Annotated in this window: 21 protein-coding genes; 1 reads left to right on the plus strand and 20 read right to left on the minus strand. The window is 31.4% G+C overall.

Annotated features, from left to right (window positions below; genetic code table 11):
- Positions 1-45: 45 nt before the first annotated feature.
- The 10 genes from ilvA to pta form a co-directional block, all read right to left on the minus strand.
- On the minus strand, positions 46-1266 hold the full coding sequence (gene ilvA / locus DWW96_RS04850) for a threonine ammonia-lyase (protein WP_117909460.1): 1221 nt from the start codon (positions 1264-1266) through the stop codon (positions 46-48).
- Between the two features lie 104 nt (positions 1267-1370).
- Positions 1371-2294, minus strand: a complete 924-nt coding sequence (gene ftsY, locus DWW96_RS04855; protein WP_117909462.1) for a signal recognition particle-docking protein FtsY — start codon at positions 2292-2294, stop codon at positions 1371-1373.
- A gap of 12 nt (positions 2295-2306) precedes the next feature.
- A complete protein-coding gene (gene smc / locus DWW96_RS04860) occupies positions 2307-5867 on the minus strand; it encodes a chromosome segregation protein SMC (RefSeq protein WP_117909464.1) in 3561 nt (1186 codons plus the stop codon).
- A 1-nt stretch (position 5868) separates the two neighbouring features.
- Positions 5869-6555 (minus strand): ribonuclease III, encoded by a 687-nt coding sequence (gene rnc, locus DWW96_RS04865; RefSeq protein ID WP_022088389.1) that lies wholly within the window; start codon positions 6553-6555, stop codon positions 5869-5871.
- Positions 6556-6652: 97 nt separating this feature from the next.
- Complete coding sequence (gene acpP / locus DWW96_RS04870) at positions 6653-6886, minus strand: acyl carrier protein (protein WP_022088388.1); 234 nt, start codon at positions 6884-6886, stop codon at positions 6653-6655.
- Between the two features lie 2 nt (positions 6887-6888).
- Positions 6889-7902, minus strand: a complete 1014-nt coding sequence (gene plsX, locus DWW96_RS04875; protein ID WP_117909466.1) for a phosphate acyltransferase PlsX — start codon at positions 7900-7902, stop codon at positions 6889-6891.
- 160 nt (positions 7903-8062) lie between these two features.
- Entirely contained in the window at positions 8063-8242 is a 180-nt protein-coding gene (rpmF, locus tag DWW96_RS04880; protein ID WP_022088386.1) for a 50S ribosomal protein L32, read from the minus strand.
- 3 nt (positions 8243-8245) lie between these two features.
- Positions 8246-8770: a DUF177 domain-containing protein gene (locus DWW96_RS04885; RefSeq protein ID WP_158562648.1), complete on the minus strand. Its 525-nt coding sequence runs from the start codon at positions 8768-8770 to the stop codon at positions 8246-8248.
- 158 nt (positions 8771-8928) lie between these two features.
- Entirely contained in the window at positions 8929-10122 is a 1194-nt protein-coding gene (locus DWW96_RS04890; protein WP_022088384.1) for an acetate kinase, read from the minus strand.
- Positions 10123-10130: 8 nt separating this feature from the next.
- Positions 10131-11126: a phosphate acetyltransferase gene (gene pta / locus DWW96_RS04895; protein WP_117909470.1), complete on the minus strand. Its 996-nt coding sequence runs from the start codon at positions 11124-11126 to the stop codon at positions 10131-10133.
- A gap of 157 nt (positions 11127-11283) precedes the next feature.
- Between pta and DWW96_RS04900 the strand changes: the two genes are divergently transcribed.
- Positions 11284-12522, plus strand: a complete 1239-nt coding sequence (locus DWW96_RS04900) for a nucleotidyltransferase (RefSeq protein WP_117909472.1) — start codon at positions 11284-11286, stop codon at positions 12520-12522.
- A gap of 158 nt (positions 12523-12680) precedes the next feature.
- Here DWW96_RS04900 and DWW96_RS04905 read toward each other — a convergent pair whose 3' ends face one another.
- The 10 genes from DWW96_RS04905 to DWW96_RS04950 form a co-directional block, all read right to left on the minus strand.
- A complete protein-coding gene (locus DWW96_RS04905) occupies positions 12681-14045 on the minus strand; it encodes a PFL family protein (protein WP_022088382.1) in 1365 nt (454 codons plus the stop codon).
- A gap of 10 nt (positions 14046-14055) precedes the next feature.
- Positions 14056-14328: an ACT domain-containing protein gene (locus DWW96_RS04910; RefSeq protein ID WP_022088381.1), complete on the minus strand. Its 273-nt coding sequence runs from the start codon at positions 14326-14328 to the stop codon at positions 14056-14058.
- A gap of 15 nt (positions 14329-14343) precedes the next feature.
- The gene (locus tag DWW96_RS04915; RefSeq protein ID WP_117909474.1) at positions 14344-15141 is read right to left on the minus strand and encodes an MBL fold metallo-hydrolase; all 798 of its coding nucleotides are present in this window, start codon (positions 15139-15141) and stop codon (positions 14344-14346) included.
- Positions 15142-16388: 1247 nt separating this feature from the next.
- Complete coding sequence (locus tag DWW96_RS04920; protein ID WP_022088378.1) at positions 16389-16991, minus strand: hypothetical protein; 603 nt, start codon at positions 16989-16991, stop codon at positions 16389-16391.
- A 1-nt stretch (position 16992) separates the two neighbouring features.
- The gene (coaD, locus tag DWW96_RS04925; protein ID WP_117909476.1) at positions 16993-17487 is read right to left on the minus strand and encodes a pantetheine-phosphate adenylyltransferase; all 495 of its coding nucleotides are present in this window, start codon (positions 17485-17487) and stop codon (positions 16993-16995) included.
- 1 nt (position 17488) lies between these two features.
- Entirely contained in the window at positions 17489-18049 is a 561-nt protein-coding gene (gene rsmD, locus DWW96_RS04930; RefSeq protein WP_117909478.1) for a 16S rRNA (guanine(966)-N(2))-methyltransferase RsmD, read from the minus strand.
- Positions 18050-18235: 186 nt separating this feature from the next.
- Positions 18236-19333, minus strand: a complete 1098-nt coding sequence (rpsA, locus tag DWW96_RS04935; protein WP_117909480.1) for a 30S ribosomal protein S1 — start codon at positions 19331-19333, stop codon at positions 18236-18238.
- Positions 19321-20166: a 4-hydroxy-3-methylbut-2-enyl diphosphate reductase gene (ispH, locus tag DWW96_RS04940; protein WP_117909482.1), complete on the minus strand. Its 846-nt coding sequence runs from the start codon at positions 20164-20166 to the stop codon at positions 19321-19323. Before ispH ends, rpsA begins: the two co-directional genes overlap by 13 nt.
- A 2-nt stretch (positions 20167-20168) precedes the next feature.
- Positions 20169-20828, minus strand: coding sequence for a (d)CMP kinase (gene cmk / locus DWW96_RS04945; protein WP_117909484.1), 660 nt, complete (start codon positions 20826-20828; stop codon positions 20169-20171).
- A 71-nt stretch (positions 20829-20899) separates the two neighbouring features.
- Complete coding sequence (locus DWW96_RS04950; RefSeq protein ID WP_117909486.1) at positions 20900-22132, minus strand: NAD(P)/FAD-dependent oxidoreductase; 1233 nt, start codon at positions 22130-22132, stop codon at positions 20900-20902.
- Positions 22133-22148: the final 16 nt, after the last annotated feature.

Below are 22148 nucleotides of genomic sequence, written 5' to 3' on the forward strand. Positions count from 1 at the left end.
TCTGTTCATTATATAAAATCAATCTATATAAATAATATTAGTTATTTATAAATTTGGTCTTACTTCTTTTGGCTTATAGCCTTTCTTTTCGAGAGCTGCAATAATCCGTTTTTTATGTTCGTGACCGAAACATTCAAGAGTAACTCTAAGTTCAACGGCAGCATTTCTATTAACAGATACAAACTGATTATGTTCAAGCTTAATTACATTTCCCTGTACATCTGCGATAGTGTTTGCAACTTTACCTAATTCACCCGGCTTATCAGGAAGTAATACAGATACTGTGAATACTCTTCCTCTCTGAATTAAACCGTGCTGTAATATAGATGACATTGTAATAATATCCATATTACCACCACTGATAATAGAAACAATCTTCTTATCTTTGCATTTTAAATGCTTAAGAGCTGCAATTGTAAGCAATCCTGAATTTTCAGCAACAAGTTTATGATTTTCAACCATATCAAGAAACGCATCTATTAATTCATCATCTTCAATTGTTATGATATCATCAATATTCTTCTGGATATATGGGAATATGTTGCTACCCGGAGTTTTAACCGCTGTACCATCTGCAATAGTATTAGCACTGTCTAATGTAACAACTTTTCCTGCACTAAGTGAAGCTTTCATACACGCAGCTTCTGCCGGTTCTACACCAATTACTTTAATATTTGGATTAAGTAATTTAGCTAATGTGCTTACACCTGTTGCAAGTCCGCCACCACCGATTGGAACCAAAATATAATCTACAGTTGGAAGTTCTTTTATAATTTCCATGGCAATTGTTCCCTGACCTGTAGCTACATCTAAATCATCAAATGGATGAATAAATGTATATCCTTCCTTTTCTGCTAACTCAAGCGCATACTTACATGCATCATCATAAACATCTCCATATAATATTACATCTGCACCATAACTTTTTGTTCTATTTACCTTCATAAGAGGAGTAACAGTTGGCATAACGATTGTTGCTTTTACGCCATATAATTTGGCAGCATATGCAACCCCCTGTGCATGGTTTCCTGCTGATGCAGTAATTAAACCTTTAGCTCTTTCTTCTGGAGTTAATGTGCTTGTCTTATAATAAGCTCCTCTTACTTTATATGCACCTGTAAACTGCATATTTTCTGGTTTAATATATACCTTATTGCCTGTCTGTTCTGAAAAGTAATCACTATATATAAGATTTGTATTTAATGTTACTTTATTAACTATTTCTGAAGCTTCTTCAAATTTCTTTAAAGTTAATCCTTCGCTCATTATCTTCACTTCCTATTCTAATTATAATAATTTTTTCTTTGTAATAATACATCAACTTTCCATATTATAAAATATTTTTTTCAAATAAAATACAAAAATCAAGTTTACTTTGTAAATAACGCTGACACAAAATCATGAGAATTAAATTTCTGTAAGTCATCTATGCCTTCACCTACACCAATATATTTAACAGGAATTCCTAATTCAGCCTGAATTGCAATAGCAATTCCACCTTTTGCCGTTCCATCCATTTTTGTAAGAACAACACCTGTTATATCTGTTGCTTCCATAAATGTTTTAGCCTGTACTAAAGCATTTTGTCCTGTCGTAGCATCAAGAACGATAAGATTTTCTCTTATACATCCTGAATATTCCTTTTCAATAATTCTGTCTAATTTTTTAAGTTCTTCCATAAGATTCTTCTTATTATGAAGTCTTCCCGCAGTATCACAAAGTAGTACGTCAGCATTTTTATTTTTAGCAGATGCAATTGCATCAAACAAAACAGCTCCCGGATCTGAACCTTCATTTCCCGCTACAATATCTACATTTGAACGTCTGGCCCACTCTTTTAGCTGATCAGCTGCAGCAGCTCTAAAAGTATCAGCAGCCGCCATAACAACCTTTTTGCCATTTCCTTTTAGCTGTGCCGCAAGTTTTCCGATAGATGTAGTTTTTCCTACACCATTTACACCGATTACCATAACTACTGATTTTTCATTTTCAAAATCATATGCATTTTCTCCTAAATCCATCTGTTCTTCAATGTTTTTAATCAGCAACTCCTTGCAATCTTCAGGTTCTTTTATTTTTAACTCTTTTACCTGTTCTTTAAGTTTCTCTATTATTTCCATTGTTGTATTAACACCAATGTCACTCATAATTAAAATTTCTTCTAATTCTTCATAGAAATCGTCATCAATATGTGAAAATCCACTGAATATTGAATCTAATCCTGATACTATAGAATTTCTTGTTTTTGTAAGCCCTGATACAAGTTTTCCAAAAAAGCCTTTCTTTTCTTCCATTTACAAACTCCTTTATTTATCCAAATTTCCTTCCAATAAATCTACTGAAACTAAGGCTGATACACCTTTTTCCTGCATTGTAATACCATATAATCTATCAGCACATCCCATTGTTCCTCGTCTGTGTGTAACAACAATAAACTGTGTATTTTCTGTAAGTTTATGCAAATATTCCGCAAATCTGATTACATTTGAACCATCTAATGCAGCTTCAATTTCGTCAAGAAGACAGAATGGAGATGGCTTTAAATTCTGAATTGCAAACAAAAGGCAAATTGCCGTAAGTGCTTTTTCTCCACCTGAAAGCTGCATCATATTTTGAAGTTTCTTTCCAGGCGGTTGTGAAATAATATTAATTCCTGCATCAAGAATATCATCTGCTTCAGTAAGTTCAATAACTCCTGCACCACCACCAAATAATTCCTTGAATACCTTATCAAATTCAACCTGAATTTCAGCAAATTTTTCTTTAAACTGTTTTCGCATGCCGACTTCTAATTCGTCAATAATTTTCAAAAGATTTTCTTTTGCACGCATTAAGTCTTCATGCTGTTCTTTCATAAACTGATATCTTTCGTTTATTTCCTTAAACTCTTCAATAGCATTTACATTTACGTCTCCTAACTCTTTAATCTGACGTTTTAAATTGGCAATGCTATTTCTAAGTTCTGCTTTATCATTTAGACTTTCATCTCTAAGTTCAACAGCATTTCTATATGTGATTTCATACTCGTTCCACATATAATTAATTTTTGTCTCATTCTTTTCCTGTAAATTTTCTTTTTGGCTGTTAAGTCTGTAAATTTCTTTATCTAATTGTGTTATTCTTGAAGAAAGTTCTTCTCTCTTATCGAAAAATTCTTTATGATCTTTATTCTGCTTTTCCTTAGCATTTTTAAGGTCTTCAATTTCTAAATTAAGCTTTTCAATAAGTTTACGTCCTTCTTCGATTTCCTTTGTTATGCCATCAATAGTTTCAATTCTAGCTGAAATCTCATTGTTGTTTTCACTTGAATTGTTTTTAATCTGTTCCAATTCATTCTTTAAATCTGAAATCTGATTATTGCTATTTTGAATCTTTTCGCATAAAAATTCATGCTTTTGCTTTAAACTTGAAATTTCAATATTAATCTCTTCTAACAACGACGTTTTTTCAACAAGCTTTGCATTTATAGAATCCATATTATTACTTTTTTGTTTAATAAGTTCTTCTAATTCGGAATTTCTATCTTCAACATTAGTAAGTTCTTTGTTAAGTTCTAAACTATTATTATTGATATTTCCGATTTCAGATGCAATATTTCCACTTTCAGCAGTATATTCCTGATATTCTGTATCAATGTTATTCTTTCTGTCTTTAGCTTGTTTTAAATTCAACTCCAATGTGTTTTTTGCAATGTTCTGTTCCTGAAGTGCCTTATTAATTTTATCAAGTTCATCATTTAAAACACTTGTTTTACTTCTATTTTCTATTAAATTCTTATCAAGATTTTCTTTTTCATTCTTAAGGTCTTTTAATTTATTCTCAAGTTCTTCTATTTCTCTTCTTCTTCCTAACAGGTTGCTGTTATTTTTGAATGCACCACCCGAAATAGAACCACCAATATTTAAATATTCACCTTCTAAAGTTACAATTCTTAAAGAATATCTATATTTACGTTCTAGTGCAATCGCGTTATCAATCGTGTCTACAACTACGACTTTTCCTAACAAATATTTAGTTACGCCTTCGTATTCTTTTTTTATTTCAACTAAATCACATGCAAGACCTAAAACACCTTTATCAGAAAATACATCTTCATTATTAAAGCCCGTTTTCTTAGTCATACTACTCAAAGGTAAAAATGTAGCTCGACCATATTTATTTTTCTTTAAATATTCAATTATTTCCTTAGCTGTTGTTTCTGTATCAGTTACTATATTCTGAATATTTCCGCCTAAAGCTGTTTCAATTGCAACTTCATACTTCTTTTCAACTTTAATAATGTCAGCAACAACACCAATAATACCTTTCTTGTTTTCCTTTAATTCCATTACTTTTTTGATACTATTTCCATAGCCTTCATATCTTTCAGTAATGTTTTTTAAAGCTTCGAGATTTGATTTTGACTTATGATATCTTTCCTGGTTTTCAGATATTGACTTTGTTATTTTAGAATTTTCTACTCTTAAATCATTTAAGTCATTTCTATATTCTGAAACAGTTTTGTTTAATTCATCGATTAAATCGTTTACTTTATCTAACTCAGCTTTAAGTTTTTCTATTTTGCTTTCCTGATTTTCCTTTTCGCTTTGAAATTCTATAAGTTTTTGATTAAGTTGAGATTTTCTTATATTAATCTGTTCAAGCAATGTATCACATCTTTGCAATTTTGATTTAATCATTGACTTAGAATTTAATATTTCGATAATCTCGGCTTTATGCTCTGCAATTTCTTTATCAAAATTCTCAATTTCTTCTTTAATAACAGAAATATCAGTCGTTATTTCTGACTGCGATTTAATAGTTTCCTGAATTACATTTTCATTATCGTCTTTTTCTTTACATAATTCAGTCAAATTCTTTTCCTTTTTGGCTATATCTGAAGAAATAGCATTTACTCTTGTTGCAATAAACTCTTCGTTGTTTTTAGCTGAATTAATCTGTTCTTTAAGAACAAGAATTCTTCCTTCTAATTTTTCAATTTTAAGAACAGTATCTGTTGACATTGTTTTTTTGGCTTCAATTGAATTGTTTATTTCTTCCAAATCTGCTTCTAACTTAGTATACTGCTTCTTTATATTTTCAAATTCTTCATTTGAGGAATTCATGTCCGATGTTGCTATTTCAAGTTTTTTGTCTAAATCAGACAATCTGTTTTTAATATCTTCCATTTCGACTAAAAACATATTTACATCATATTTCTTTAAATCATCTTTAAAAAGTAAATATTTTTTAGCCTTTTCGCATTGTTTCTCTAATGGACCAACCTGGCGTTCAAGTTCTGCTAATATATCCTGAACTCTGACAAGATTCTGATTCTCATCGTCTAATTTCTTTAAAGCCTGATTCTTTCTTCTTTTAAATTTAACAATACCGGCTGCTTCATCGAATAATTCTCTTCTTTCTTCAGGTTTTCCACTTAAGATCTGATCAATCTGACCCTGCCCAATAATAGAATAACCTTCCTTACCAATACCTGTATCATAAAAAAGTTCATTTACATCTTTAAGTCTAACCTGAGTTCCATTAATCATATATTCACTTTCACCGGATCTGAATAATCTTCTTGAAACAGTTACTTCTTCATAATCAACATCTAATTTATGGTCAGAATTATCCAATGTAATTGCTACATAAGCGAATCCTAACGGTTTTCTGTTTTCAGTTCCGGCAAATATTACATCTTCCATCTTAGATCCACGAAGCTGTTTTACCTTCTGTTCACCAAGAACCCATCTCACAGCATCAGCAACATTACTTTTTCCTGAGCCATTTGGTCCAACAATTCCAGTTATACCATTATGAAATTCAAATTTAATTTTATTTGCAAATGATTTAAAACCATGTATTTCAATACTTTTTAAGTACATATTATTTCCTCTTATCCATAGATTTAAGCGCGACATATGCTGCCTGTTGTTCTGCAGCCTTCTTTGTTCTTCCTATGCCCTCACCTATAACTTGTTCTCCAAGCAATACCTGTGCAGTATAACTCTTATCATGATCAGGTCCTATTTCGTCTATTATTTTATATGACACTTTGCCAGCCTTAATCATATCTACTCTTTCCTGCAAAATTGTCTTACTATCAAAAAACAATTTTTTATTTTCAATGTCATTTAGCACAAATTTAAGCACAAACTCTTTAGCTTTGTCAAAACCACCATCTAAAAATATAGCTCCTATTAGTGCTTCTAATGCGTCTGATGTTACTGAATCACGATTTCTTCCTCCTGATTCATCTTCACCTTTTCCAAGATATAAAAAATCTCCAAGATTAATTTCTTTAGCATCTCTTGCAAGAGTGCCTTCACATACAAGACTTGCTCTAAGTCGTGTCATTTTTCCTTCCGGCATTTCATAATTCAAAAATAAAAACTCACTAGATACAAGTTCTAAAACAGCATCACCAAGAAACTCAAGTCTTTCATTGTCTTTAACTTTTCTATTTTTATGCTCATTAGCATATGATGTATGAGTTAAAGCATTAACTAATAACTTTTTATTATCAAATTCATATCCGATTACACTTTCTAATTTTTCATAATCTGAATTCATATTAACTCCTTTTTACACACAAAAGAAAAGGCTAATATCATTTTAGAGTGATATTGCACCTTTTCTAATGTACTTAAATAATTTTCATAGTCAAATATTATTTATTCATAACCTTTTTTATTGCTTCAAAAGCATCTCCGACTGTAACAATATTTTCAGCTCCGTTAGTTGGAATCTTAATATTAAATTCATCTTCAATGCTCATAATTATTTCTAAAACATCTAAAGAATCTGCACCTAAATCATCTGCAAATTTTGATTCCGGTGTGATTGTGCTTTCATCAATATCCAATACACTTGCTACTGCTTTATAAAGTCTTTCGATTTCCATTTTTAATTCTCCTTTTTAACTGCTAATTTTTTTGATATTTTATCATTTATATTCATTTCTTTTAAAGAAATGCACTGAATGATAGAGTTTTTCACTTCTATGGCCTTTGAATTTCCATGAGTCTTAACAACTAATCCTTTCAATCCAAGTAAAGGTGCTCCACCATACTGATCCATCTGAAATGTTTTCAAAGTTTCTTTCAATTCTTTTTTTATAAGTAATGCACCGATTTTAGTTTTCAAACTTGTCATTAAAGTTCCTTTAACTTTCTTTAAAAGAACTCCACCAACACCTTCATACATTTTTAAAATAACATTTCCAACAAATGCATCACATACAACTACATCAGCTTTTCCTTCAGGAATTTCTCTTGCTTCAATATTGCCAATAAAATTAATACCTTCAAGATTACTTAACAACTGATACGTTTCTTTAGCAAGGTTATTTCCTTTTTCTTCTTCAGCACCAATATTTACTAAACCTACTTTTGGATTTTTAACCTTGCAAATATTTTCCATATATATAGAACCCATCTGTGCAAACTGAACTAGGTTAGAAGGCTTAGCATCAACATTAGCCCCACAGTCAATCAAAAGTGCTCCGCCTTTTTCCGTTGGAATAAGAGGTGCAAGAGGTGGTCTTTCAACTCCCTTAATTCGACCTACAATTACATGTCCTCCAACTAAAGTGGCTCCGGTACTTCCTGCTGATACAAGAGCATCGCATTCTCCATGTTTTACCATATACATACATTTAACAAGAGAGGAATCTTTTTTCGTTCTAATAGCTACTACCGGAGGTTCTCCTGTTTCAATAACTTCTGTAGCATTTACAACTTCAACTCTAGTCTTGTCATAATCATATTTCTCGAGTTCTCTGTTAACATCTTCCTGTCTTCCTACCATTTTAAGAAAAACATCTTTATTTTCTTTTAACGCTTCAATACCGCCTTTTACAATTTCACCAGGTGCGTTATCTCCGCCCATACAATCTAATGCAACTATTGTCTGTGACATAATTATTTCCTCCTTAAGCACATAAAATAACTATACTAAAATTATGTTTTAAAATCAAGCAAACTTGAATAAGACAACATAAAAATAAGGCTTCGCAGATATAAATATCCGCAAAGCCTTATTTTAACGCTTTCTCGTGCATAAACACGGACCATCCTAATTAGTCAACTGAAACGATTTCTTTCTTGTTGTATGATCCACATGCCTTGCAAACTCTGTGAGGCATCATTAAAGCTCCACATTTGCTACACTTTACAAGACCAGGAACTGACATTTTCCAGTTAGCTCTTCTCTTATCTCTTCTTCCTTTAGAAGATTTATTCTTTGGACAGATAGACATGGTTTACACCTCCTTAAAATGATTAAATACATCTAATATTTTCGACATTCTCGGATCTGGTACCGCAGTATCGCAGTCGCAGAATCCTTTATTGAGATTAGCGCCGCATCTATTGCAAATTCCCTTACAATCTTCTTTGCAGAGAACCTTCATCGGTAAGTTAACCAGAATCTCATTGAATACAAAAACCTCAGTATCAAAGACTGTTCCTTCAAGATAATTTTCCTCATCTAAATCGGCAATCTTCTCTTCTGCTGTTTTATTCATATCCATATCTTTGGTTGAATCAATATTTATTGTAAATGTGACCGGTTCAAGACATCTGAAACAAGGTGCTTCTATAATAACATTCCCAGTGCATTTAACATTGATATGTTTCTTTCCGGCGTTTGTAAATACAAACTTTACATCACTGTCAGTTATCTTATATTCAAACTTAGCAGCTAGAAATTTCTCCCTTTCAACTTTAGTCTGAACTTTTTTAGTTCCTTCTTCTTTCTGTAATATCTCTATCAAATCAATTAACATAACTTGTTTCTCCCTAAAGACACCTTTACAATTATACATATATGGTATATTTTTGTCAAACACTTTTTTTATTTAATTATTTTGTGATTTGTTTACCAAATATGTTTATCATAGTTTCACAAAAATTTTCACTCAAAAGCAATCAGCTATTATCTGTCTTATGATAAAAGTTCTAGAGTTTCTCTTGCTATTGCTAATTCTTCATTTGTTGGAATTACAAATACTTTTACTTTTGAATCAGGAGTTGAAATCATAATTTCTTCTCTTCTCTTTTCATTAGCCTTTTCGTCAAGAGACACACCTAAATATCCTAATTGTTCGCAAACCATCTTTCTTACAGCCTGATTATTTTCACCTACGCCTGCCGTAAATGCAATAGCATCAACACCATTCATTTCAGCTACATAAGCGCCAACAAATCTAACTACTGTATTTGCAAATACTTCTAATGCATTCTTTGCTACTTCATTTCCTTCTTCAATAGCCTTTGTTATATCTCTAAAATCACTTGATACTTCTGATAAACCTAAAACACCTGATTTTTTATTTAAAACATTAAGTACTTCTTTAACATTCATGTTTTCTTTTTCTGAAATAACTTCAACGATGCTTGGGTCAATATCTCCTGAACGTGTTCCCATAGCAACTCCTGCTAACGGAGTAAGACCCATACTTGTATCTATAGATTTACCATTTTCAACTGCGCATATACTTGCACCATTTCCTAAATGACAGACAATAGTCTTTAATTTATCATATGGCGTATCCATAATCTGAGCGACTCTCTTTGAAACATAACTATGAGATGTTCCATGGAATCCATATCTTCTTATCTTATATTTTTTATAATATTCATATGGAATAGGATACAAATAAGCTTTAGGAGGCATTGTCTGATGAAATGCTGTATCAAACACGACAACATTAGGTGTATCAGGCATTGCATTAATACAAGCTTTGATTCCTATTATATTAGCCGGGTTATGAAGAGGTGCCAAATCATTACATTCTTCAATCTTCTTAATAACTTCATCCGTGACAATAGTTGATTTTGAAAAATATTCTCCACCATGTACAACTCTATGACCAACTGCTCCAACTTCACTTAAATCTTTAATAACTCCTGTTTCTTTATTAAGTAATGAATCTATAACAATTTTAATAGCTTCATTATGTGTTGGCATTGAAACTTCTTTTTCCTGTTCTTCACCATTGTATGGTTCATATTCAATCTTACTTCCATCAATACCAATTCTTTCACACAATCCTTTTGCTAACACTTTCTCACTTACAGAATCAATTAATTGAAACTTTAATGATGAACTGCCACAATTAATTACTAAAACGTTCATTATTCCTCCTATTCCTGTCCTGCCTGAACCGCCGTGATTGCAACAACACCTACAATATCTTTTGCACTACAGCCTCTTGAAAGGTCATTTATAGGTTTTGCTATACCCTGGCACAATGGTCCATAAGCTTCTGCCTGTCCTAATCTCTGAACTAATTTATATCCAATATTTCCTGCATCTAAATCAGGGAATACTAAAACATTTGCTCTTCCGGCGACTTCACTATCCGGTGCTTTCAACGCTGCTACTTCAGGTACTACAGCTGCATCAGTCTGCAATTCTCCATCTATTAAAAATTGAGGATATTCTTTCTTTGCAATCTTTGTAGCTTCTACAACCTTATCAACATCAGGGTGAGCTGCACTTCCATATGTTGAATGAGAAAGCATTGCAACTCTTGCCTTTTCACCTACTAAATATTCAAATGACTCAGCACTGCTTGCTGCTATATCTGCTAATTCTGCTGATGTTGGATTCTGATTCAAACCACAATCACCCATTACAAATACACCATTTGCTCCTAATTCTTTATTAGGCACGCACATAACAAAGAAAGCTGACACTAATTTTGTGCCAGGTTTACTTTTTATAATCTGTAAAGCAGGTCTTAATGTATTAGCTGAGGAATGGCATGCTCCTGAAACAACGCCATCTCCATCTCCGCATTTTAACATCATACACGCAAAGAACATATAATCAGATGTCAAAATACCCAATGCCTGTTCTCTTGTCATTCCTTTTGCTTTTCTCAACTGAAAAAACCCTTCTACATATTCGGGTGTTTTTTCGCAAGTTCTCGGATTAATAATAGTTGCTTTTGATACGTCAGCACCGTCACTGTTTTCTTCAACTTCTTCCGGTGTTGCTAAAATAATTAAATCTGCAAACCCCTCTTTTAATATCTGCTCTGCAGCCTTATACGTTCTTTTGTCCATACCTTCTGGCAAAATAATTGTCTTTTTATTATTTTTTGCTTTTTCTTTCACTGACTCAATAAAATCCATCTATTTTCTCCTTTTTGTAAACTTCTAACATTATAACGTATATGGCTAATTTTCACAACAGAACATTCAATTTTTAGTATAATTTATTTAACAGTTTACATATTAAATAAAACAGTGATAAAATATTTAATAAATTAAGTTAGAAGGAATAAATTATATGAAAACTATAGGCATAATTGCTGAATTTAATCCATTTCACAATGGGCACGCATATTTAATAAAAAAAGCAAAAGAATTCACCGGAGCTGATCGTGTAATTGTAATAATGAGCGGAAATTTCGTTCAACGTGGCTGTCCTGCAATAATAAACAAATACGACCGCACTTTACATGCATTAGAAAATGGTTGTGACTGTGTTTTTGAATTACCCCCTGTATTTTCTACTGCTAGTGCTGAAACTTTCGCTAAAGCGAGTGTATATTTTCTCCATAATTTAAATTGTATCAATTATTTATGCTTTGGATGTGAAGACAACAATCTTGACTTACTAAAGTCGATTGCATCAATATTACATGATGAACCGGATGAATACAAAGCATCTTTAGCTTTGCATTTAAAAAGTGGAAATAATTACCCTGTTGCAAGACAAAAAGCATTAACTGATTATCTAATGTCAATCGATGTCAATTCGAACATAGCAGACGTTTTATCAAAACCTAACAATATATTAGCAATTGAATATATAAAGGCTTTAATCGAGTTAAATTCTCCAATAGTGCCTGTTGGAATTAACAGAGAAGGCTCAGGTTACAATTCAACATCACTTAACAGCTCATTTGCTTCAGCGAGTGGAATCAGAGAAGCTTTTACAAATGATGTAGCTTTAGACTCTATTGCAAATCACCTTCCAAAGGTTGCATTTTCATCTTTATTAAATGAAAAAGAGCAAAACTCTTTGATTACATTAAATGATTTTTCGAGTATGTTAGGACTTACACTCTTAAATAATGATTCATTTGATAAATTCAACGATATAAATACAGATTTATCAAACAGAATACTAAATGAAAGAGCAAACTTTTACAGTTTTGAATCATTTATAGAAAAATTACAAAGTAAGAACTATACTTACTCAAGAATATCAAGGACATTAATGCATATTATGCTTAATATTCATTCAGAAGATATAGATTTTTATAAAAGAATTGGCTATTTACCGGTTGGTCGATTATTAGGATTTAAGAAATCCTCTTCAGATATACTTAAACATATCAAAGAAAACAGTAATGTCGATATAATTTCAAAATTATCAATCTATTACAAAACATCAACAGGAGATATTAAAAAGCTTTTAGATAATTGGCTTTATTGTGATTCAATTTACAGATTAGTTTATATGAATAAATCCGGAAAATATATGCCAACAGAATTTAATTATAAAATTATAATTATTTAGTTTCTAAAAAACATAGTTCTAGGCTTTAATTAGAGCAAAGTTTAGAACCTTTATATTTTTATGAAACGGTATAAAAAACTTCCCTAAACATCAAATAACGATATTTAGGGAAGTTTTTTTATAATATAATAACGCTAACGCAATATATTAGAATTAATTTAGTTTTTAAAACTATGAATTGGTGCTGGAATTCTTCCTGTTCTGTTTACAAAAGCATCACAAGAGAACTGGCTAACCGGCATAATAGGTGCATATCCTAATAATCCACCAAATTCTACCATTTCACCAACACCCTTTCCAATTACAGGAATAACTCTTACAGCTGTCGTTTTCTGGTTAATCATTCCGATTGCTGATTCATCAGCGATAATTCCGGCAATTGTAGTTGATTTTGTATCCCCGGGTATTGCAATCATATCTAAACCAACTGAACATACGCATGTCATAGCCTCTAATTTTTCTATTGAAAGTGCTCCTTCTTTTACTGCGTCAATCATTCCCTGGTCTTCACTTACAGGGATAAACGCACCACTTAAACCACCGACATATGAAGATGCCATAACGCCACCTTTTTTAACCTGATCATTTAATAATGCTAATGCTGCAGTTGTTCCCGGAGCTCCGGCTCTTTGCAATCCAATTTCTTCTAATATATCAGCTACACTATCACCAATCGCAGGTGTAGGGGCTAAAGACAAATCAACAATACCAAATGGTACATTGAGTCTCTTAGAAGCTTCTTCTGCAACTAACTGACCCACTCTTGTTACTTTAAAAGCAGTCTTTTTAATTGTATCGCATAATACTTCAAAGTCTGCTCCACGAACTTTCTTTAATGCATGTCTTACAACACCAGGTCCACTTACACCGACATTAATTATGGCATCAGCTTCTGTAACACCATGAAATGCTCCAGCCATAAATGGATTATCATCCGGTGCATTACAAAATACAACTAATTTTGCACAACCAAGAGAATCCTGTTCTTTTGTATATTCTGCAGTTTCAAGAACAATTTCACCCATAAGTCTGACAGCATCCATATTAATTCCTGTTTTTGTAGAGCCAACATTAACTGAACTGCATACCCTTTCTGTCTCTGCTAGTGCTTTAGGAATTGAACGAATCAAATTTTCTTCTGCCGGTGTCATACCTTTAGATACCAAAGCTGAATATCCACCTAAAAAGTTAACTCCAACTTCCTTTGCTACTTTATCAAGTGTTTTTGCAATTGTAACAAAATCATCAGGAGTTTTACATGCGCTACCACCAATCAATGAAATAGGAGTAACTGAAATTCTTTTATTTACAATAGGAATTCCAAATTCCTTTGCAATGTCATCACCTGTTTTTACTAAATCTGATGTATATTTTTTAATTTTGTTATATATATTATTATTTAATGTCTCTAAATCATCACTAATACAATCTAACAAACTGATTCCCATAGTGATTGTTCTTACATCAAGATTGTAATTTTCAATCATTTTGTTAGTTTCTTTTACTTCAAATAAATTAATCATGATTCCTCCATTAAATTCTATGCATACTATTAAAAATGTCTTCGTGCTGCATCTTTATTGAAACGCCAATATCATCACCTATTTTTTCAAGATCATCTGCAAGTTTATCTGCAGGCTGGCTGGCATTATTACAATCTACAATCATCATCATATTAAAATAATCCTGTACAATTGTCTGTGAAATGTCAAGAATATTTACAGAATTATCTGCTAAATATGTACATACCTTTGCAATAATACCTACTGTATCTTTTCCCACAACAGTAATAATAGTTTTTTTCATTTTATGCCTCCTAAATTAAAATTCAATATGGCAAGAAGGTTCAGTTCTACTTGCCACCTGTATACTGATATCATCAGCACAATAATTACCATCAGCCATATTTATTTCATTTCTGATTGTTTCATATGCCAATTCAGGCAAATTATTTTCTTTACTTAAATGACCAAGAATTACTTTCTTAAGTCTGTCAGATATAATTTCATTTAACAAATTGCCACATGTCTCATTTGATAAATGACCTTTATTTCCCCATATACGTCTTTTAAGTGCATATGGATAAGGACCTATCTGTAACATATTAATATCATGATTTGATTCAATTAATACTGCATCAAGTCCTTTTAAATTACCAATTATGTAATCATCATACATCCCCATATCTGTCGCCACGGCCATTGATTTTCCATCAGAATCAAATCTGTATGCAACCGGTTGTGTCGCATCATGCGATATAGAAAATGGAGTAACTAATGTACTTCCCATATAAAAATCTTTATTTTCTTCAATTTCATTAAACAAATTCCTATCAATCGTTCCAACCTTACTGTCTTCAAGTATCTTTGATATGGTTCCTTTTGTAGCATATATTGGAATATGATATTTTCTCGATACAACGCCTAATCCGGAAATATGGTCAGAATGTTCATGTGTTATAAGTATACCATTCACTTCTTCTAAACTGCTTCCGCATTCACTCATACCTTCTTCAATTCTTTTTTTACTTATCCCAGCATCTACAAGTAATTTTACATCGTTATTTTCATACAAAAGACAATTTCCCTTGCTGCCACTGGCTATAGAACTAAATTTCATAGCAATCCTCTTCTTTTGAAATCTTCTTTGTACATTCTATTGTATTTTTATATATATTTCAAGTTCTATTTCATTCCTTTAAACTATATAATAAATAAAAAAATGAAAAAAAGCTTTGTAAAATATTTTGAATTAATTTGTTGTCTGCTTTGTATCTTATTTATCATTCTACTTCCAAAAGAAACTATCTTAGGCGTGAAAACAGGCATCAATCTTGTATTATACTCAATGATTCCTTCGTTGCTGCCGTTTATTTTAATCATCAACATTCTTATAAAAAAAAAAACTATGTAATATTATTTCCAAATTCTTTTATCCAATATTAAAACACTTTTTTAAGGCAAGCCAATTTAGTTCATTTATTATAATATGTGGATTTTTAAGTGGATATCCTTTAGGGTGTAAAACAATATTCGAAGGATTAAAAAACAATCTAATTTCCGAAGACGAGGCAAAAAAACTATTAACATTCTGTAATAACCCAAGCATTTCTTATGTAATTAACTACGTATCATATCTTTGCCTCGATTCTTATTTTAAAAATTCAATAGTTATAATGTTTATTTTTTTGCCACCTATAATTACAGGTATAATTAATTCTCATTTATTTTTTAGCAAACAACAAGTCAACATATGTAATACTGACAATAATTCATCCATTTCAGTGCTAAACAACACGGTTTCATCTTTAATTAAAATTGGAATGTACATAATCATATTCACAACTATAAATGCATGGCTTTCTATTTTTATAAGCAACAATAATATACCATTAAATATTATTACTTCGTTTATGGAAATAATATCCGGTTCAAAATATGTAAGTCAATTATCGCTTTCAACTATACACAAATTATTTACCTTATGTATTTTTTCTATTACAGGTGGAATATGCATTTTTATTCAATCCATATCTTTTCTTCCTAGTAAATCATACATAAAATATTATATTATCGGAAAAATTGAATCACTTTTAATATTTTGTATATTGTTTTATATATATTTCAATTACAAAACCATTTTTAATTTCATAATAAGTTTACTATAAATCAATTTAAGCACTTTATTTTTAACAGATAGTATTTATTTAACAATGTAATTTATAGATTCAAATAAATTTTTATATTAATCATAAAAATCTTAGTTTTCTCTCTTCCTTGTCTTAAAGAATTTTTACTTATTAAAAAGCAGGCAAATTATCGCTTTGATAGCGAAAACATTGCCTGTTTTTTTACATTTTTATTATATTATTTATCTAAATCAACTGTATAATCATCAACGTCATCTGCAACTTCAGGAGCCTGTGGTTCAGGTTCTTCACCACTTAATTCTCTTCTGCTTTCAACAACAACATCTAATGAACCATTTAATGCATTCATCATTGTATCCTGAATATTCTGGAAATTATTCATGCCTGTTGTAAGAATTCCCTGAACATTATTTAAGATATCATCTGTGTACTGCATTGCATTCATTCTTACAGAATTAGCTTCATTTGTAGCAGAATCCAACATTTCCTGTGCCTGTTTCTGAGCACTTTCAATTATTGAATTAGCTTCTTTATATGCCTGTTGCATAATTTCATGCTCGCTAACTAACTGATTAATATGTGCTGTTGCTTCAGCAACCATATTTTCAGCTCTTTCTTTAGCGTCATTTAAAATAGCATCTTTATTTGCAATTATCTTCTGATATTTTTTAATTTCATCAGGTGTTCTAAGTCTTAATTCAGCTAACATTTCATCTATTTCATCTTTGTTAACCATAATTACTGATGAAGACAATGGCTTAAATTTACATCCATCAATATATTCTTCAATTTCTGTAATGATTTGTTCAATCTTGCTCATCTTATCTATCTCCTTTATTTTTCATTAATTTATTCTTTACTTCTATTACGACATTTGGTGGAACAAATTTACTAATATCTGCTCCGAAATATGCAGCTTCCTTAACTGTACTCGAGCTAAGATACGCATACTCCAAACTTGTTGTAAAAAATATTGTATCTACTTCATTATTTAAAACACTGTTCGTCTGCGACATCTGAAGTTCATATTCAAAATCTGTAACCGCACGTAAACCTCTTACGATTAGTTGTGCATCAACTTTTTTTGCGAAGTCAACCAACAGACCCTCAAATGACATAACCTTAACATTTGGCAAGTCCGATACAGCATCATTTAACATTTTAACACGATTTTCTACAGAAAACAACGGCGTTTTTGATTTATTATTCAATACTCCGACAATTAACTCGTCTACTATTTTAGATGCTCTTTTAATTACGTCTAAATGTCCATATGTAACAGGATCAAAACTTCCCGGATAAATTGCTCTTACCATACTATTCACCACACAATTGTATAAAAACATGTTTATTTGTTTTATACACCTTTTCTTTAATTATTTTATAACCCATGTCTTCTAAATAATCAAACTCTGTTTCATTAGAAGCTTCTACAATAATAATGCTTTCATTCGAAATTAAGTTGGACTCTTTAAGATAATTCAATACATCTTTTTCAAACAAATGATTATATGGTGGATCCATAAATACAATATCAAAATGTTCACCGACATTATCTAATTGTTTTATAGCACTTTCTACTGTTGTAAACATAACCTTCGAAACATCTTCAAGTTTTGTATATTTTAAATTATACATTATACAATCGTATGCCCGCCTGTTATTTTCTACCAAAACACATTTTTTTGCTCCTCTGCTTGCAGCTTCAATTCCAATTCCACCACTTCCACTAAACAAGTCTAAGAAATAACATCCTGGAACGCAATTATTTATTACATTAAACATCGTTTCTTTTGTTCTATCCTGTGTTGGTCTTGTATTCATTCCTTCAATTGTTTTCAATTGCAATCTTCTTGCTTTTCCCGCAATTACTCTCATATCATCTCCAAAGCCAAAATCTTATATCTTTCTTAAACCTCTATTATAATAATACCGTTCATAGCTTTTTGCAAATAAATTTTTCTTTTTATTTTGTTAAGCATTTGTTACATATTTACTACAACTGAGTAAGAAAGAAAAAAGAGTAGGAAAACCTACCCTTTTTTCTTATATATTATTTATAAATTATTCTTCAACTGTATCTTCTGCTTCATCAGCTACAACTTCATCATCATCTGGAAGTAAAGCCTTAATGCTTAAGCTGATTTTCTTGTTTTCTTCATCAAAGTCAACAATCTTAGCTTCGATTTCTTCACCAATCTTTAAAACATCAGATGGTTTTTCAACATGCTGCTTAGCAATCTGAGATACATGAAGAAGTGCATCTACACCTGGTTCAAGTTCAACGAATGCACCAAAGTCTGTCATTCTTGCAACTTTACCTGTAACAATTGCTCCTACTGCATATTTTTCTTCAGCATTAGCCCATGGATTTGTGTTTTCAAATTTAAGACTTAATGCAATCTTATCGCCATTAATTTCTTTAATGAATGTTGTAACCTTATCGCCTACTTTGAAAAGCTTTCTTGGATTACCAACACGTCCCCATGACATTTCAGAGATATGTAATAAGCCGTCAGCTCCACCTATATCAACAAATGCACCAAAATCAGTTACATTCTTTACAACACCTTCAACAGTCATTCCAACTTCAATCTTAGCGAATAAAGCATCTTTTGCTGCTTTCTTTTCAGCTACGATAAGCTGTTTTCTGTCACCAATAATTCTTCTCTTCTTAGGATTGAACTCGATAATAACAAATTCAATTTCCTGTCCTTCATATTTTGTTAAATCTCTTTCAAAAGTATCAGATACTAAGCTTGCAGGAATGAATACTCTTGATTCTTCAACAGCAACATTTAAACCACCGCTTAAAACCTGAACTACAGGAGCCTTAAGAACTTCCTTATTTTCAAAAGCTTCTTCTAATTTCTTGTTTACTTTTTCAGCTGCAAGTCTCTTATAAGTAACTGCAACCTGACCTTCACCATCATTAACCTTAAGTACTTTAACTGTCATTACATCACCTACAGAAATTACAGTTGTTAAGTCTGTTGGGTTATTTGAATACTCGTTACGTGTAAGAATTCCATCTGACTTGTATCCGATATTGAGAACTGCTTCGTCCTCTTTAACGCTGATAACAGTACCTTCAACGATCTCTCCTGTATGAATTGTTTTTAATGATTCTTCCAACATTTGTTCAAAACTCATTTCTGACATATAGTATGAACCTCCTCTATTATATTGTTTGGGGTGGAAGCCCCCGCTGTAATACCTATAGACTCTATTGTTTTTAATTCACACAAGTCCAGATCTTCTACAGTCTGTATATAATAAGTGTTTTTGCACTCATTTTTGCATATTTCATATAGTTTCTGTGTGTTCGAGCTGTGCTTTCCGCCAATAACAATCATGGCATCAACACTTGAAGAGACCTTTCTGGCCTCAACTTGTCTTAAGTGAGTCGCATTACATATTGTATTCACAACATTTATATAATAACCTTTTTTTTCTATAATTTCAACTAAATATTGAAATTTATTGTAATTAAATGTCGTCTGACTAACTATACATATTTCTTTATCTAGTGGAATATTTAATTTATTTATGTCTTCTTCAGAATTAACTACATAACTTTTTCCATTAACCCATCCTTTTATGCCTTCTACCTCAGGATGTATATCATTTCCAACAATAACTATAATTTTGCCATTTGAGCTTTCTTTCTCAACAATTTTATGAATTTTTTTAACAAATGGACATGTAACATCTATAATATTCATTCCCATTTCTTCTATTTTCGTATATACATCTTTAGATACTCCATGTGAACGTATAATTACTGTCCCAATTTCTTTTTTTGACAGTTCTTCTAATGAATTCACAACTTTTATACCTTTTTGTTCCAAGTCCTCAACAACCTGTTCATTATGGATAATCGGGCCATAAGTATATATAGGTTTATCACTCTTACTTGCTTCTTCATATGCTCTGTTTACAGCTCTTTCTACTCCAAAGCAAAATCCTGCATTTTTAGCAACAGTTACTTTCATTGCTACCTCTCATTTTTTAATTTAATAATTTCTTTCACTACTTCATCAATTGACATGTTTGAAGAGTCTACCAAAACAGCATCCTCAGCCTGAGTAAGTGGGGAAATTTCTCTATGCATATCTCTATAGTCTCTATCAATTATATCTTTTTCTACTGTATCAATATCACAATTTACACCTTTTTCAACAAGTTCTTTGCATCGTCTTTCTGCTCTTGTTCTTGAACTTGCAGTAAGATAAATTTTTAAATCTGCATTCGGTAAAACTGCCGTTCCAATATCTCTTCCATCCATAACAACATCATTTTTTGCAGCAAGCTCTCTCTGCATTTCAACCATGTTTTCTCTTACTTTTTCATATACTGCTATAGCAGATGTCATATTGCCAATCTCTTCGCGTCTTATTTCTAAACTAACATCTTCTCCATTCAAATATACTTTCTGTGTTCCGTTATCATATCCTAATGTAACTTCAATATCATCAAGTTTTGCAATTACTTTTTCAGATTCATCTGCTTTAATTCCTGCTCTAAAACATGCCAAAGCTATTGTTCTATACATTGCCCCTGTATCAACATAAATAAAACCTAATTCCTTAGCAACTATTTTTGCTATTGTGCTTTTTCCAGCTCCTGCTGGTCCATCAATTGCTATATTGTACATCTTTCTTCACCCGGCTTTAAGCCGCCTTTCTTTTCTTTATTTCAAATGGCAAATACCATATTATATTCACGTTACCAATCACATATGCTATTTCCGGCTAAATATCCTGTAGACCACGCAATTTGCAAATTGTATCCGCCTGTCATTGCATCTAAGTCTAAAACTTCACCAACAAAATATATTCCCGGTTCTTTTTTTGACTCCATTGTTTTTGGATTAATTTCATTGACGGATATACCGCCTTTTGTAATTATAGCCTCATTATAATCTCTAAGACCATTTACATGAAGAGTCATCTCTTTTATTGCATTAACCAGTCTTTCTCTTTCTTCCTTTGTAATTTCATGTACTTTTTTGTACGGATCGATATTTGCATTATCAATAATAATCGGAATCAATTTTTTAGGCAACAGTTTATCTAATGAATTATTCAAATTTCTATTAATGTTCTCTTTAAAATCTTTTAATATTCTTTTGTCTAATGTGTCGTTATCTAGCGCCGGTTTCAAATCAATTACGATTTCACAATTTTGAGGATTTATTTTATCTGCTATGTAGCAACTCGCACTTAAAATAAGTGGTCCACTTACTCCAAAATGAGTAAATAACATTTCTCCCTGATCCGAGAAATACATTTTATCATTATTATATACTGAAACTTTAACATTTTTCAAAGCTAATCCCTGCAATTCCCTACAATAACCCTCAGTTATATTAAACGGAACTAATGACGGATGCGTTTCTATAATAGTATGTCCAAATTTTTTTGCAAATTTATATCCATCTCCGGTACTTCCTGTTGTCTTATATGATAAGCCACCGGTAGCAATTATACATTTATCTGCAATTTCATATTTTTTATTATTTAATTCAATTTTAATTTTATTGTCATTTTTTTCGACAGATTTAACTTCAGTGTTTAATCTTATCTTTACACCTGCATCTTTCATTAACTTGTTCAATGCGTATATAATATCTGACGATTTATCGCTTTCAGGAAAAACCCTGTTTCCCCTTTCTATTTTAAGTTTTATTCCGGCACTTTCAATCAAATTCATTACTGCTTCACTATCAAAAGTACTGTATGCACTATATAAAAATTTCGAATTATTTATAATATTTTTAAAATGATTCTCTATGTCTGATGCATTTGTTACATTACATCTTCCTTTTCCGGTTATAAAGATTTTTTTGCCTAATTTTTCATTTTTTTCAAATAACGTTACATCATTTCCGTTATATGCAGCAGCAATAGCAGCCATCATTCCGGCAGCGCCACCACCAATTATCATTACTTTACTCATAAGTCTCCTTAACTTA

The sequence above is a fragment of the Eubacterium sp. AF17-7 genome (genome assembly GCF_003461285.1).
In the GTDB taxonomy this organism is placed as follows: domain Bacteria; phylum Bacillota; class Clostridia; order Lachnospirales; family Lachnospiraceae; genus Eubacterium_U; species Eubacterium_U album.